Here is a 14,551-nt window from a genome sequence, read left to right as displayed (position 1 = left end):
TTCATCGTCAGCGTGGTGGGAGTTTGACGACGAGGGTGCCTGCGACGCGATCGTGCAGGCCCTGGCGGCGGCCGGACTTGTCCCAGTACGGGGTCAGGTAGAGAAGCACGAAGGTGCAGGTTGCCCAGGCGAGGAGCTGGATGAACCAGCGCAGCAACGATTCGCTCCAGCCGACCGGGCCGCGGTCGTCGCTGCGAACCACTTGCAGTCGCAGGAGGCGCTTTCCCAGGGTTCTGCCCCAGATGGCGGTGAGTACGACCTCGTAGGTCGCGATGGCCAGGATGATGCCTCCGAGACGCAGCGTGTCGCCTGTGCTGATCTGTTCGCCGGATTCCGGCGCGTACCGCGGGGTCAGAAGCAGGAACGGGATCAGATAGATGCCTAGGTCGACGAGCCGGGCGAACAGACGGTCGCGCATGTCGGCGACCAGTGGACGGCCCGCGGCCCGCGCTTGTTCGCGGGCTTGTTTGCGAGCGGCGGTTTCGAGCTTGGATTTCGCGGACGCGGTCAGGCGGGCTGTTTCCTTGTCCGTGGCGCCGAGCCGATCCAGCTGCTCGGCCACCGTGAGCACATCCGCCCACTGACCCGCCGAGTACAACCGGCGAGCCTCGGCAACCAGCCCGGCACGCTGCTGCTGAGCCTGCGCAGACCGCAGACGTTGCATGGTCGCCGGATCGTTCTGGCCCGCATTCACCAGCTGCTCCAGCACCCTAACCGCGTCGTCCCACCGCCCCTCCCGCAACGCCCCCGCCGCCACCTCGTTCCACTCCCCCACCCGCCGATCCCGCTCCCGCCGCTCCTCTTCCTCCCGCTGTCGCCGCTCAGCCTCCTCCCGCCGACGCTCCTCTTCTTCCCGCGCCAGCCGTTCCGCCGCTTCCCGCTCCCGGCGTTCAGCCGACTCCCGCTCCCGCCGCTCGGTCTCCTCGCGTTCGCGTTGTTCTTTCTCTTCGTCGACCGGGACCTCGGCGAAGATCCGGCCGTCGGGTGCGCGAAGGTAGATCACCGGCGTCGCCCATTCGACTTCGTTGTCGGCGGCAAAGATCGCCCGCCGTGCCTCGACCATCGCCTCATCGGCAGGCAGCAGATCCGCGAGCGCCTGATAGAACGACTGACTGAAAACCACAGCGACCGGATCAGAGATCTCGAACTGCATGGCGATCACCGCCGGCACCCCCTGCCGCACCAACGCCTGCGCCACCCCACCGAACGGATCATCGACCGCACTCCGCGCACCCTCACAAGCATTCAGCACAACCAGACGCAGCGACCGATGACCACGAAGCATCGTGCCGAGATCGCGGCCCGTCACCAGCCGCCCCTGCCCGCTCTCGTCCTCGAGTACGAGCGCCCCGTCCTCGGCGTCCTCGTCGTACAGCCCATGCCCGACGAAGTGCAGCACGTGGTACTCCCGCTGCCGCAACGGACGCTGCAATGCCGCGAGCGACCCGACCGGCAACCGGTCGAGCTGAACCATCCCCCGCTCGATCAGCTCACCGAGCGAACCGTTGAGCTTGTTCCACTCCTCCTCGTTCTGGAGTGCCTGTACGTCGGTGGGCGCGGCGATCATCGCCAGGATCCGCAACGGCGGACGGACCGGGAAGGGCCGCACCGGCCGCGGGATCTCGACGTACCGCACCAGCGGCGTCTCCGGGGACAAGCACAGGAACCCGTAGTCCCGGTCGTAGAGGTACTCCCACGGGACGTTCTCCAGCGACGGCGCCAACCGCAGACGGATGCGCAGCCCGGCATCTTCACCTTCAGCGGCCGCGAGGCTGCGCTCCAGACAGCTGCGCACGCTGCCCGCGAACACAGCCTGGAACAGCTGACCGCCGAAGTCCTCCAGCATCCGGCGTTCCACCGACTCGAAGCGCCGGAGCTTGCGACGCCTCCGTCCGACCGATCCGATGACCTTCAGGACCAGGATCTGCAGATCCTTCTCCGAGAACGGAAGCTCGAAGCTGCCTTCCGCCTCACCGGCCGGTGAGGCCATCACCCTGGCGCGGTATCCGTCCGCCCGGGCCTCGATCGCCAGGTCGAAGTTCAGCAGCGCTTGCACGACCTCAGCCCTCGCGGCTCCGCCAGGTCACGGTGATCTTGAAGTTGGCCTGCGCCGCGGCCGACGCGATGAACGCCCCGGTCTGTGCGCTGAGCTGCAACCCGAACTCGATACCGACCTCGTCCGGCGCGTCGTCCATCCCCCGCAGCCGGGCAATCAAACTCCGCGCAGCCGGCGCCACCACCGACGTCGCGGCCTCGAAGGTCCGGTTCGCCTCCTCGACCAGCGCCGCCCGATCCTTCGCGATCCCGCGCATCACCGGCCCGCCCTCGTCCACCTCGACCAGGACCGTCCCACCCTGGTCCAGCGGAAACTCCACAAGCCGCCTCATCAATCCCACCCCCACATCCACGATGGCACGGGTGAGCGCGACGCGAAACTCCCGGTGTTCAGGAGGCAAACGGCCAGGGCGCGCCAGTCGGAGAGGATCCTGTCGGCGCCGGTTGTGGTCGCGGACCAACCGGATGTCCAGGAGCGCGAGTGCCGGCCCTGACCGGCAAAGAGATGGCGGGAAGACGCGACAACGAAGAAGGGACGGTTATTTGATCCGCAGCCCGGCAGCTTCGACGGCTCTGTGCAGGTGTCCGATGGCACAGAACGGCCTGCCGGAAAGCTCCCAGATCGCGACGCCTGCGGTCTCGGACGGTGCGATGAGGACACCCGCGGACTCACCGGTTGAGGTGATCACCTCGGGCCAAGGGCGGTTCAGTTCGCCCATCGCGTCGGACTGCAATTGGTACGCAGCGTAGGCACATGCCTGCTCTGCTCCGCCCTGTCCGAGCTCTAGCGGAAACTCGTGTCCACCGGCGATCAGGATGAGATCATCGCCGGGCGTCCCCGTCCAGGCAGCCACCTCACGGATCTCGACCTGTTGCAGCCCAGTGCCTGCGAAGTCGGCGTTCAGCCGCTCGGCAACGAACTCCTTCGCCGCGTTCGTGCCGTTCTCGGTCGAGGTGCCCATCAACAGCTCCCAGGTCGTCGGTCAGACAAGTTTGCACCTGATATAGAACTTCTGCACGACCGTCCCTTTGGTGTCGTAAGACGTGCCGGTGATTTTGAAGATCTGACCGGACTTGTACGTCGGCACGTAGCGATTCTTGGATTTGTCCCACGTCCGGGCCGGCAGTGATCCGTGCGGCGGATAGCTCTGTTTCTTGCCGTCGACTTTCTTGGCACCGACGTAGATGCTCACGATGTAGCGATCGGCCGGAAGCCTTGGGTATGTGCCCCATTGGATGGACGTCGCCGGGCCCTTCTGCTGGATGGATAGCCGTCCGAGCTTGTTCTCGTCGGTGTAGTTCGGCGAGCAGGAATGCACAGTGTGCGAGCCGGAACCAGGCGGCGGGTTGTCGGCAGCGCAAGCCTTGGCTGTCGGTACAAGCAATGCGACGAGCACCAGAGCATTCGCAGGCTTCCGGGCCCGGGTGAATCTCTTGGTGAGCTTGTTCTTACGTTCCTGTACTGAGGACATCGGCTTGTACTCCGATCTGGCACGTGGGCGGCGGCCGCACCCGGTAGGCGTGCGGGACGTAGAGCGGGTGCGGCCTCGAGAACAAACCGGCTCACCGGCGGACGAGGTCCGCGGCGCGGCGGTGTCGGTGGAAGGGCGGACCGGACGCGGCTTCAGCGGCCAACTAGTGCAGCCAGATCGCGCCGTCGATGATTTCGATCTCGGAGTCGGTCGCGCAGTCGGTCGGTACTCTGTCGGTCCAGTCGATGATGGTCCGGCCGCCGCGCCCGTGCACGGTTGTTGCAGACGATGTGCGATCCGAACCAGACCTGGACACGGGTGCTCCGCAGGCTGTCCGCGGGTCGGTTTTCGAGCAGCGTCGACTCCGGCGCGGTCCCCTCCAAACCTTGGGCTGCGGCTTGTGAAAGCCTAGGGTTGCACTGGTAGTTCCGAGTGTGCCCGAGCACTCTCGGGCTGTCAACGCAAACCTAGGTTTACGGAGGTAAGATGGCCCAAGCGCGATGGCAACAGCTTGCGGAGACGATTCACGCCGATCTCCAATCGCTACCTCCGGGCAGTCCTATGCCAGCGGAAGCTGACCTGGCCGAGTCGTACGGCGTCGCCAAGATGACCGTCGCCCAAGCGCTGCAGCACCTGGCCAGTCAGGGCTTCGTCACACGCGTCAGGGGTCATGGGACCGTCACCCGTGACTCGCGCCCGATCCTGCTGCACACCAGTCGCCACTCCGCTGCTGCCCGTGGCGCCAAGGCCGGCGGACCGTGGTCGGTCGCCGTAGCCAATGCCGGTATGTCCCCGACCGTGAAGTTGCTTCGAGTGGTGCGAGTGACCGACCTGCCGGAGTATGTCGCTGAGGTCTTCAGCGAGGAGATGATCCGGCGCGACCGACTGATGTCCGCCGACGGCCAGCCCGCGGCACTGTCAGTCTCGTGGATCCCCGCCAGAATCGCCGATGGCACCCGGTTGGCCGGGCCGGTCATGATGCCGGAGGGCACGTACGCCGTACTCCGCGAAATCGGCCACAGGGTCACGCGTGCCGTCGAGACCGTCCGGTCACGGCCCGCCGCGGATGCCGAACGTAAGGCCCTGCAACTGCCGAAGGGGGCACCCGCGCTTGCGGTCGAGCGCATCTCCTACTACGCAGGGGGCGCGCCGATCGAGTTCCTGGAAACGGTCGCCGACGCCACGCGGGTCAGCATCCAGCATTCCATTGACCTGTGAGAGCCGGCTCGTCTCAGCGACCGCCGAGGAGGTGGACAGCCTCTGCGGCCCAGTAGGTGAGGATGATGTCGGCGCCGGCACGGTGGATGCTTGTCAGGGTTTCCAGGATCGCCCGGTCGCGGTCGATCCAGCCGTTGGCGGCGGCGGCCTCGACCATCGCGTACTCGCCGGAGATGTTGTAGGCGGCAACAGGCACGTTCACGTGGTCGCGGACCTGGCGGATGATGTCCAGATAGGCGAGGGCCGGCTTCACCATGACGATGTCGGCACCTTCGGCAAGGTCCAGGTCGACCTCGCGGATTGCCTCACGGGCGTTCGCATTGTCCTGCTGGTACGTCTTCCGATCGCCGGTCAGCGAAGAGTCGACCGCCTCGCGGAACGGGCCGTAGAAGGCAGAGGCGTACTTGACGGCGTACGCCAGGATGATCGTGTCCAGGTGCCCGGCCGCGTCGAGCGCCGACCGCACAACGCCGACCTGACCGTCCATACAGCCGGACGTGCCCACGACGTGCGCGCCGGCGGAGGCCTGTGCGACGCCCATCTCGGCGTAGATCTTCAGGGTTGCGTCGTTGTCCACGCGTCCTGCGGAGTCGAGGACGCCGCAGTGTCCGTGTGACGTGAACTCGTCCAGGCAGAGGTCGGACATGATCAGCAGTGCGTCGCCGACCTCGGACACCGCGTCGCGGATCGCGACGTTGAGGATCCCGTCGGGATCAAGTGCACCGGAGCCGACAGGGTCCTTCGAGGACGGTACGCCGAACAGCATCACGCCGCCGAGGCCGAGTTGCGCCGCCTCCGCGATCGCCTTGCGGGCGGTGTCCCGGGTGTGCTGCACGACGCCCGGCATCGAGCTGATCGCGATCGGCTCGCGGGCGTCTTCCCGGACGAACATCGGCAGGATCAGCTGCCGCGGTTCGAGCGTGGTCTCCGCGACCAGCCTGCGCACCGCCGCCGACGACCGGAGCCGCCGGGGCCTCACTTCCGGGAAACCAGGCACAGAATCAGCTCTTCCTACGAGAACCCGGGCGACGCTCGGACGGACGGGTGACCGGCTCCCCGGCCTCCACCATGGTGTCACGCCGGTCGGCGCCGAACCGGGCGAGAGCGTCGGCTAGCTCCTCGACGGACGGCGTCTCGGCCATCGCGTCGACCCGCAGGCCGTGCTCCTCGGCGGTCTTCAGCGTCGCCGGGCCGATCACTGCGATCACCGTCGACGCGTGCGGCTTGCCGGCGATGCCCACCAGGTTGCGCACCGTCGAGGACGAGGTGAACACGACCGCGTCGAACTTGCCGGACTTGATCGCCTCACGGGTCGGCGCGGGCGGCGGGGCGGCCCGCACGGTCCGGTACGCCGTGACGTCGTCGACCTCCCAGCCGAGATCGGTCAGGCCCGCGACCAGGGTCTCGGTGGCGATGTCGGCGCGCGGCAGGAAGACCCGGTTGATCGGGTCCAGCACCTCGTCGAACGGCGGCCAGTCCTCGACCAGCCCGGCGGCCGACTGCTCACCGGACGGGACCAGGTCCGGACGGATGCCCCAGGCACCGATCGCCTCGGCGGTCTTGTCGCCGACCGCCGCGATCTTCAGCCCGGAGAACGCCCGCGCGTCCAGCCCGTACTCGTCGAACTTCTCCCGGACCGCCTTGACCGCGTTGACCGACGTGAACGCGACCCATTCGTAGCGTCCCTCGACCAGGCCGCGGATCGCCTTGTCCATCTGCTGCGGGTTGCGCGGCGGCTCGACCGAGATCGTCGGGACCTCTTCCGGCATCGCGCCGTACCGGCGCAGGCGGTCCATCAGCGGACCGGCCTGGTCCTTGGTGCGCGGCACCAGGATCCGCCAGCCGAACAGCGGCTTGGTCTCGAACCACGACAGCGCCTCGCGCTGCTCGACGACCGCGCCGACCACCACCACGGCCTCGCCGGTCACCTTCGCCGCGCGCAGGTCGGCGACGATGGTCTCGAGCGTTCCGACCACGCTGGTCTGCGACGTCGTCGTACCGCCGACGGTCAGGGCGACCGGCGTGGCAGCGTCGAAGCCGGCCTCGACCAGCGCGCCGACGGTCTCCTTCAGGACGTCCATCGCGTTCAGCAGGACGAGCGTCTGCTTCGGCTGCAGGCGGGTCAGGTCGAGCTTGTTCTCGGCGAGGTCGACGACGGTGACCTCGCGGTCGCCCTTCATGGTCAGCGGGATCCCGGCGTACGTCGGGACCGCGCTCACCTCGCTGACACCCGGGACGACGTTGAAGGCGATGCCCGCCTTCTTGCAGGCGGCCGCCTCCTCGGCGCCGCTGGAGAAGGTGAACGGGTCGCCGCTCAGCAGCCGGACGACGTTCGCCGCGGACTTGGCGGTCTTCACGACCAGCCGGGCCCGGGCGGCGACGCGCAGCGCGCGGCTGCCCTCGGCGCCGGAGCCGTCCACGACCTCGACGCCCGCCCTGCAGTAGCTCAGGAACGCGTCGTGCTCGGGGCCCTCGACGACGACCGCGTCGGCGTTCGCGAGCACGTCGCGGCCGGCCAGCGTCAGCAGTGCCGGGTCACCGGGACCGACGCCGACGAATGTCACGTGGCCGAGCGGTTTGGTCTGCTTGACGGTACTGGTCGCGGCCTTCTGCGGTGCCGCGGTGGCGGCTGTCTTCGCGCTCACGTCTGCCTTCGCCCTCGTCGTTTTCCTGCTCGTCCTGTGGGCCGTCTTCTTGGCCGCCTGATGGGCCGCAGTACTCGTGCCCTGTGCCGGTGTCATGTTCGCTCCAGCAACTCGTTCGCCAGCGCCTTGCCGAGAGACGCCGGGTCGTCCACCGGCCCGTTGGCGCTGAGCCGCCGTACGCCGTCGTCCTGGCCGAGCGCGCCCCGCAGCCACAACTCGGGGCCGTCCTCACCCTCGACCACCTCGGCGAGCGCGCCGACCGGAGCCGTGCACCCTGCCTCGAGAGTGGCCAGCAGCTGCCGTTCGGCCGTCACCGCCGCGCGGGTGGCCGGGTCCTCCAGCGGAGCCAGCGCAGCCAGTACGCCGGTGTCGCCCGCGCGGCACTCGATCGCCAGCGCGCCCTGCCCCGGGGCGGGCAGCACCTGGATCGGGTCCAGCGTCTCGGTCACCTCGCCGAGCCGTCCCAGCCGGGCCAGCCCCGCCCGCGCGATCACCACCGCGTCCAGCTTGCCGTCGGTGACCAGCCCGATCCGGGTGTCCACGTTGCCGCGGATCCCGGTGCACTCGACCCCGAGGCCGAGCGCGTCGATCTGGGCGACCCGGCGGGCCGCGCCGGTGCCGATCAGGGCGCCGTGCGGCAGCTCGCCGAGGGTCAGGCCGTCGCGGGCGACGAGGACGTCGCGCGGGTCCTCGCGGACCGGGATCGCGCCGAGCGTCAGGCCGTCGACCGGCTGGGTCGGCAGGTCCTTCAAGGAGTGCACCGCGATGTCGATCTCGTGCGCCAGCAAGGCGTCCCGCAAGGCGCTGACGAAGATGCCGGTGCCGCCGATCTGCTCGACCGGTGCGCGGTTGACGTCGCCGGTGGTCGTGATCAGCACGAGCTCGACCTCGTGGCCGAGGGCCCGCAGCTGGTCGGCGACGATGGTCGACTGCGCGGTCGCCAGCTTGGAGCGGCGGGTACCGAGGCGGATCATGCCTGCTCACTCCCCTTCGGCGTGGTGACGGCTTCCACAGTCGCCTGGTCGAGCGCGAACAGCTGCCGCAGCGCGTCGGCGTACGTCGGTCCGCCCGGATCGCCGCCGAGCTCCTTCACCCGGACGGTCGGGTTGTGCAGCACCTTGTCGACGACGCGGCGGATGGTCCGCTCGACCTCGTGCCGCTCGTGCTCGTCGAGGCCGGGCAGCCGCCGCTCGAGGCGGGCCAGCTCGGCGTCGACCAGCGAACTCGCCATCGCCCGCAGCGCGACCACGGTCGGCGCCACCGAGGCGGCCCGGCGGGTCGCCTCGAACGCACCGGTCTCCTCGCCGACGATCCGGCGGACTTCGTCGATGTCGGCCTGGCTGCCGCCCGCCGTACCGATCAGGTCGGCCAGGGTGATCAGGGTGACGCCCGGGATCCGGGCCGCCTCAGGGGCGACGTCCCGCGGCAGCGCGACGTCCAGCACGCCGAGCGGCCGGCCGTCCGCGGCGGAGCGGATCATCTCCTCGGTCAGGACGACGCCGCGCGCGCCGGTGCAGGACACGACCAGGTCGGCGTCGTGCAGCGCGGCCGGTACATCGGCCAGGCGGACCGCCGTACCGCCGATCCGGTCCGCGAGCGCGACCGCGCGGTCGTAATTGCGGTTGGCAACGGTCACGCTGCGGGCGCCGCCGTTCGCCAGGGTCTGCGCGGCGAGGGAGGCCATCGAGCCGGCGCCGACGATCAGCGCCCGGCGGCCCTCGAAGCCGCCGACCGCGTCCAGGCCGGCCGAGACCACCGAGCGGCCGGCCGCGTCGATCCCGGTCTCGGTGCGGGCCCGCTTGCCGACCCGCAACGCGTGCTGGAACAGGGCGTTCAGGTCGGTGCTGACGGTCTCCAGGTCCTGGCCGACGCGCAGCGTCTCCTTCACCTGGCCGAGGATCTGGCTCTCGCCGACGACCATCGAGTCCAGCCCGACCGCGACCTGGAACAGGTGCGCGACGGCGCCTTCCTCGAAGTGCACGTAGAGGTGCTCGGCCAGGTCCAGCAGCGGTACGCCGGTGATGTCGGACAGGATCGCGGTGACCTCGTCCATCCCGGCGTGGAACCGGTCGACCGTCGCGTACACCTCGGTGCGGTTGCAGGTGGCAAGCACCGCCGACTCCGCGACGGACGTGGAACTGCCGACCGCGAGGGCGAGCTTGGTGGCCGCCTCGGCGTCGAGGGCGACCCGCTCCAGCACGTCGATGGCAGCGGAACGATGACTGATGCCGACCACCAGGTAGCTCATGCCCCGACACCTCCCCCGACGCTCGGGAGATCCGTCAGACCGTTCATCGCTGGTAGTTCGGGCACCTGGGGGAGCGCCGCCTCTCCGGACTTTCGTTGTTCGTGGTACGCCAGGATCTGGAGCTCGATCGAGAGGTCCACCTTGCGGATGTCGACGCCGTCGGGCACGGACAGCACGACCGGCGCGAAGTTCAGGATGCTGGTGACGCCGGCGGCGACCAGCCGGTCGCACACCTCCTGCGCCGGACCGGCGGGCGTGGTGATCACCCCGATCGAGACCCGGTCGGCCTCGACGATCTCCTCGAGCTGGGCGAAGTCGCGGACCTCCATGTCGCCGATCCGCTCGCCGACCAGGTTCGGGTCGGCGTCGAGCAGGGCGACGATCCGGAAGCCGCGGGTGCCGAAGCCGGAGTAGTTGGCCAGCGCGTGACCCAGGTTTCCGATCCCGACGATGACCACGGCCCAGTCCTGGGTGACGCCGATCTCGCGGGCGATCTGGTACCGCAGGTACTCCACGTCGTAGCCGACGCCGCGGGTGCCGTAGGAGCCCAGGTAGGACAGGTCCTTGCGGAGCTTGGCCGAGTTGACGCCGGCGGCAGTCGCCAGGTCCTCGCTCGACGCGGTCGCGATGCCACTGTCCGAGAGCGCGGTCAGGGCCCGCAGGTAGACCGGCAAGCGCGCGACAGTCGCCTCGGGGATGCCGCGTTCGGTTCTCGTCGGCGGGCCGGGGCGACGGCTGCTGGCACGCGTCACAATTCTCCTGGGAGCGGTTGGTTCACCGCGGTCTGACGGCCGGCGGCTCTCTTACTCTAGGAGCTTGTGAACGTGAGAACAAAATCGGTGGAAGTGAGCTAGCTCATCAGGGCGTTGCGTAGTCGGGCGGGGTCTACCCGCCAGAAGTCGTGCTGCTTGCCGTCGACGAAGGTGACCGGGATCTGTTCGCCGTACTGCGTGAACAGACGGTCGTCCTGGGTGATGTCGACCTCGCTCCACTCCACACCGGTCTCGGCGCAGACGGCCCGGATGATCTCCCGGGCGTCGTCGCACAGATGACAGCCCGGCTTTCCGTACATCACCACCCGGCTCATCGCTCCGCCCCCCGCAGCCGGCCCTTCGCGACCTTGCCGGTGACCGAGTGCGGCAGGTTCTCCACCACCTCGATCTCGACCGGGCACTTGAACCGCGCCAGCCGGCTCCCGGCGTACTCGCGGACCGCTGCGACGTCGACCGATGCGTCCGGCAACGGCACCACGAACGCCTTCACCGCCTCGCCGGTCTCCTCGGACGGTACGCCGATGACCGCGGCCTCCCGGACCCCCGGAGCCGCGACCAGCACGTCCTCCACCTCGCTGGGGAAGACGTTGAACCCGGACACGATGATCAGCTCGCGCAACCGGTCCACCAGGAACAGGTCGCCGTCGCCGTCCAGGAATCCGACGTCGCCGGTCCGGTACCAGCCCTCCGCGTCCGGGCCGTCCACGCCGTCCGGCCAGTAGCCGGAGAACAGGTTGCCGCCGCGGATCAGGATCTCGCCGGGGTCGTCGCCCTCCACGTCCTCGCCCTGCTCGTCGGCGATGCGGATCTCGACGTTCGGCAAAGCGCGACCGACCGAGCCCGGCTTCGGCTCTGCCTCGCCCAGCGTCGTGGTGACCCCCGGGGACGCCTCGGTCAGGCCGTACCCCTGGTGGACATGGTGGCCGCTGGCCTGCTCGAAGCGGTCCGCGAGCGTCCGGTCCAGGGTGGACGCGCCGGTCAGCACGACCTTGACTGTCTCGAGCGCGTCGCGCAGATCGGTCCGGGTCAGCAAAGCGTGCAGCGCCGGCGGAGCCAGCGGCAGCCGCGTCACGCCGTACCTGCGGATCAGGTCGAGGGTCTGCTCGGGGTCGAAGCGCTGCTCGACGACGAGCGCGGCACCGGTCGCGACCGCCCAGCCGAGGACCGCGTTCAGACCGAACGCGTGGAACATCGGCAGCACGCCGAGCACCACGTCGTCGGGGCCCATCCGGTCCTCGCCGAGCTCGCCGAGGTTCCGCACGTTCGCCGCGAGTGCCCGGTGGGTGAGCATCGCCGCGCGCGGATCTCCACTGGTTCCGGAGGTGTAGAGGAGCACCGCGAGCGTCTCGGGGTCGATCGACGGAAGTAACGGAGCGTCACCCTGGAGCTCGTCGGGTGCCACCGTCCGGATGCCCACGAAACGGTCCGCGAGCCCCGGTCCGGCGATCGCGAGCCGGGCCCCGGAGTGCGCCGCCACGGTCGCCAGCTCAGCCTCGGTGAGCCCGGTGTTCAGCGGCACGGCGACCAGCCCGGCGCGGAGAATGCCCAGGTAGGACGTGACGAACTCGATGCTGTTGGCCACCAACAGCAGGACCCGGTACCCGGGCACCAGGCCGGCCGCGGCGAGGCCCTGCGCGGTCCGGTCGACGGCCTGGTCGAGCTCGCCCCAGGTCAGCCGCCGATCCCCGTCGACCAGCGCGGGACGCTCGCCGTGACGTTGCGCTGTGTCACGAAGAATGTCCGCGAAATTCACCATCACCAGGCGAGTCTGTCACGCCGGGGATCCGGCCCGGGACCGACCGTCTTACCCAGAATGGTTGCAGCGGAGCGTAACCACCGATATACAGGTGACTTCGCGGGCGCGCTTCTGCTGAACCTCACACTGCAGAAACCCGGCCGCGCGGGGACCTCATGCGCGATGCAACACCCCCGACAGCAGGCTGCTCCGTCGATGGAGGCAGTCCGCTGGCGCATTCGTGACCATCGGACCGGACGGAAGGCGGCACGCCCCAGCCTGTTGACAGTACGTGCCCGAGCAGTAACGTTCGGTGCTGTCCAGTCGCTGTGGCCATTCGCGGATGTGTCGAACGACGTGTCAGTTGAACGGGGAGAACACTTGACCACGCCGGAACCAAGCCCGGACGGGATGCGACGTGCGGAGCTCGTCGATCGCGCCCAGGCCGGGGACGTCGGTGCCTTCGGCGAGCTGTACGACGAGTACTCGCTCACCGTCTATCGCTACATCTACGCGCGGGTGTCGTCGTCGGCACTCGCGGAGGACCTGACCAGCGAGACCTTCGTCCGGGCGCTGCGCGCACTGGACTCGTTCCGCTGGCAGGGCCGGGACTTCGGCGCCTGGCTGGTGACGATCGCCCGGAACCTGATCACCGACCACTACAAGTCCGGCCGGGTCCGGCTCGAAGTGGTCACGGACGAGATCGAGACCCACGACCGGCAGACCGAGGGTCCGGAGATCGACGTGCTGGCCGCGGCCACCGCCGAGGTACTCCGGGACGCGGTCGCCGGCCTGCCGGACGAGCAGCGCGACTGCCTGACGATGCGGTTCTTCGCCGGTCTGTCGATCGCCGAGACGGCCAAGGCGCTGGAGAAATCCGAAGGCGCCGTCAAGCAACTGCAACTGAGAGCCGTACGGCACTTGGCGAAGGTTATCCCCAAGGACTTGAGATGAGGCGGATGACAACGAACGTCTTTCGTAACCCGTCAGGGAGTTACCTCGTTTGCCTGGTGAGGACCTGTCGGTGACCCCGACTGGCCATTGAGGAGAACGAGAACTCATGAGTGACCTACACAGGGCTCGAGCGCGCGCGGAGACCTTCGCGCACGCCGTCGATCACGGGCCCCGTCACTCCACGCGACTGGGCGACGACCCCGAGTTACTGGAAGCTGTGGAACTGGTCGGACGGCTGAGGACCGCCGGCGCAGTTGCACCGCGACCGGAGTTCAGTGCCGAGCTGCGGCACCGCCTGCTGGAGCAGGCGGCGGCGCGCGCGGCGACCACTGCGACTCCACTGACGGTGCACACCGCACCGGACGACTCGGACGAGCCGCCGGGGAGCGAGGACGTTGGCGCGTCCGTGACAGCTATCCGTCGCCGCCAGGGCCGGAGGATCCGCCTGGTGGCCAGCACCGCCGCGCTGGTGCTGCTCGGAGGTGGCATCGGTTCGGCCGCCGCCGCGCAGCAGGCCATGCCCGGCGACACGTTGTACGGCATGAAGCGCAGCATCGAGAACGTGGCGACCAATGTCGGGGTCGGCGACGACTCCCGCGGCCGGCGCGATCTCGAGCACGCGATGACCCGACTGTCCGAAGTCCGCGAGCTGGCCGGCAACGGCGGGTCCGTGGGCACGATCAACGCGACCCTGGACGACTTCTCGGCACAGGCCCGCAAGGGTGTGTCCAGACTGCTCGCCTCGTACCAGCAGAACGGCGACGAGAGCTCGATCATCGCGATCACCTCGTTCATCACCAGTGCCCGCCAGGCTTTGGTGGCGGCGACGCCGAACCTCCCGCCGGAGTCCTTGAAGTCCGGTGTCGAGGCGCTGGCCACGATCGAGCAGCTGACGCAGCTCACCTCGGCGGCGTGCCCGAAGTGCGCGTCACCGAAACCGGCCGGCGCGCCGGGCACCGGCACCACGAGCAACACCAAGCCGGGCCGCACCACGCCCGGCACCGGCGCCGAGTCGAGCAACCCGGTCAAGGCGTCGTCGAGCCCGAAGGCGTCGACGACGATCCCGGCACCGGTCGGCTCGAGCACCCAGGAGCCGTCCACCCTGCCGACGAAGGTGCCGAACACCACCATCGTGGGCGAGTCCACCGCACCACCGACCAACCTGAAGACGCCACCCCAGCCGTCGTCGTCAAACTCGCCGATTGCGACGCCCACGGTGCTGCCTTCACTGACGCCGACCACGCCGTCCTGGCCGTGGCCGTTCCCGACGACACCGCTGATCAACCTGCCGGGCATCATCCAGACCCTGCTCCCACCCTGGAAGTAGGTCGCAGACACCGAAAGGCCCCGGCAGTTGGCGGTTTCAAGGGGTCGTCGCAACACCGCCTTGGTTTCTAGGTGGTGAGTAGATCACGTAAGCGCTCGGCTGGGGTGTCCCAGCCGAGCGTTTT

General features: G+C 69.0%; 14 protein-coding genes. 3 read left to right on the top strand and 11 right to left on the bottom strand.

What is annotated here, in order from left to right; genetic code table 11:
* Positions 1-7 precede the first annotated feature (7 nt).
* From AB0I12_RS39750 to AB0I12_RS39735, 4 genes are all read right to left on the bottom strand, one after another.
* On the bottom strand, positions 8-2,056 hold the full coding sequence (locus tag AB0I12_RS39750) for a CHAT domain-containing protein (RefSeq protein WP_359940721.1): 2,049 nt from the start codon (positions 2,054-2,056) through the stop codon (positions 8-10).
* A 4-nt stretch (positions 2,057-2,060) separates the two neighbouring features.
* Positions 2,061-2,387: a CU044_2847 family protein gene (locus AB0I12_RS39745; RefSeq protein ID WP_359940718.1), complete on the bottom strand. Its 327-nt coding sequence runs from the start codon at positions 2,385-2,387 to the stop codon at positions 2,061-2,063.
* A gap of 207 nt (positions 2,388-2,594) precedes the next feature.
* Positions 2,595-3,017, bottom strand: coding sequence for a hypothetical protein (locus AB0I12_RS39740; protein ID WP_359940716.1), 423 nt, complete (start codon positions 3,015-3,017; stop codon positions 2,595-2,597).
* Positions 3,018-3,038: 21 nt separating this feature from the next.
* Positions 3,039-3,527: a hypothetical protein gene (locus AB0I12_RS39735; RefSeq protein ID WP_359940713.1), complete on the bottom strand. Its 489-nt coding sequence runs from the start codon at positions 3,525-3,527 to the stop codon at positions 3,039-3,041.
* Positions 3,528-4,013: 486 nt separating this feature from the next.
* On the opposite strand from AB0I12_RS39735, the gene AB0I12_RS39730 reads away from it, so the two are divergent.
* Positions 4,014-4,745, top strand: coding sequence for a GntR family transcriptional regulator (locus tag AB0I12_RS39730; protein ID WP_359940710.1), 732 nt, complete (start codon positions 4,014-4,016; stop codon positions 4,743-4,745).
* Between the two features lie 13 nt (positions 4,746-4,758).
* Here AB0I12_RS39730 and hemB read toward each other — a convergent pair whose 3' ends face one another.
* The 7 genes from hemB to AB0I12_RS39695 all read right to left on the bottom strand — a co-directional run bounded on the left by hemB (position 4,759) and on the right by AB0I12_RS39695 (position 12,167).
* Positions 4,759-5,724, bottom strand: coding sequence for a porphobilinogen synthase (hemB, locus tag AB0I12_RS39725; RefSeq protein WP_359940707.1), 966 nt, complete (start codon positions 5,722-5,724; stop codon positions 4,759-4,761).
* A 22-nt stretch (positions 5,725-5,746) separates the two neighbouring features.
* The gene (locus tag AB0I12_RS39720; RefSeq protein WP_359940704.1) at positions 5,747-7,486 is read right to left on the bottom strand and encodes a uroporphyrinogen-III synthase; all 1,740 of its coding nucleotides are present in this window, start codon (positions 7,484-7,486) and stop codon (positions 5,747-5,749) included.
* A complete protein-coding gene (gene hemC, locus AB0I12_RS39715; protein ID WP_359940701.1) occupies positions 7,483-8,364 on the bottom strand; it encodes a hydroxymethylbilane synthase in 882 nt (293 codons plus the stop codon). Before hemC ends, AB0I12_RS39720 begins: the two co-directional genes overlap by 4 nt.
* Complete coding sequence (locus AB0I12_RS39710; protein ID WP_359940698.1) at positions 8,361-9,638, bottom strand: glutamyl-tRNA reductase; 1,278 nt, start codon at positions 9,636-9,638, stop codon at positions 8,361-8,363. The genes hemC and AB0I12_RS39710 overlap by 4 nt, the downstream gene beginning before the upstream one ends.
* The gene (locus AB0I12_RS39705; protein ID WP_355694665.1) at positions 9,635-10,390 is read right to left on the bottom strand and encodes a redox-sensing transcriptional repressor Rex; all 756 of its coding nucleotides are present in this window, start codon (positions 10,388-10,390) and stop codon (positions 9,635-9,637) included. Before AB0I12_RS39705 ends, AB0I12_RS39710 begins: the two co-directional genes overlap by 4 nt.
* Positions 10,391-10,488: 98 nt before the next feature.
* Positions 10,489-10,725: a glutaredoxin family protein gene (locus AB0I12_RS39700; protein WP_359940695.1), complete on the bottom strand. Its 237-nt coding sequence runs from the start codon at positions 10,723-10,725 to the stop codon at positions 10,489-10,491.
* Entirely contained in the window at positions 10,722-12,167 is a 1,446-nt protein-coding gene (locus AB0I12_RS39695) for an AMP-binding protein (RefSeq protein ID WP_359941049.1), read from the bottom strand. Before AB0I12_RS39695 ends, AB0I12_RS39700 begins: the two co-directional genes overlap by 4 nt.
* Positions 12,168-12,527: 360 nt before the next feature.
* On the opposite strand from AB0I12_RS39695, the gene AB0I12_RS39690 reads away from it, so the two are divergent.
* The gene (locus tag AB0I12_RS39690; RefSeq protein ID WP_238332099.1) at positions 12,528-13,100 is read left to right on the top strand and encodes a sigma-70 family RNA polymerase sigma factor; all 573 of its coding nucleotides are present in this window, start codon (positions 12,528-12,530) and stop codon (positions 13,098-13,100) included.
* Between the two features lie 106 nt (positions 13,101-13,206).
* Positions 13,207-14,427: a DUF5667 domain-containing protein gene (locus AB0I12_RS39685; protein WP_359940691.1), complete on the top strand. Its 1,221-nt coding sequence runs from the start codon at positions 13,207-13,209 to the stop codon at positions 14,425-14,427.
* Positions 14,428-14,551: the final 124 nt, after the last annotated feature.

Source organism: Kribbella sp. NPDC050459, from assembly GCF_040655315.1.
In the GTDB taxonomy this organism is placed as follows: domain Bacteria; phylum Actinomycetota; class Actinomycetes; order Propionibacteriales; family Kribbellaceae; genus Kribbella.
This window is presented reverse-complemented; position numbering and strand designations above follow the sequence as displayed.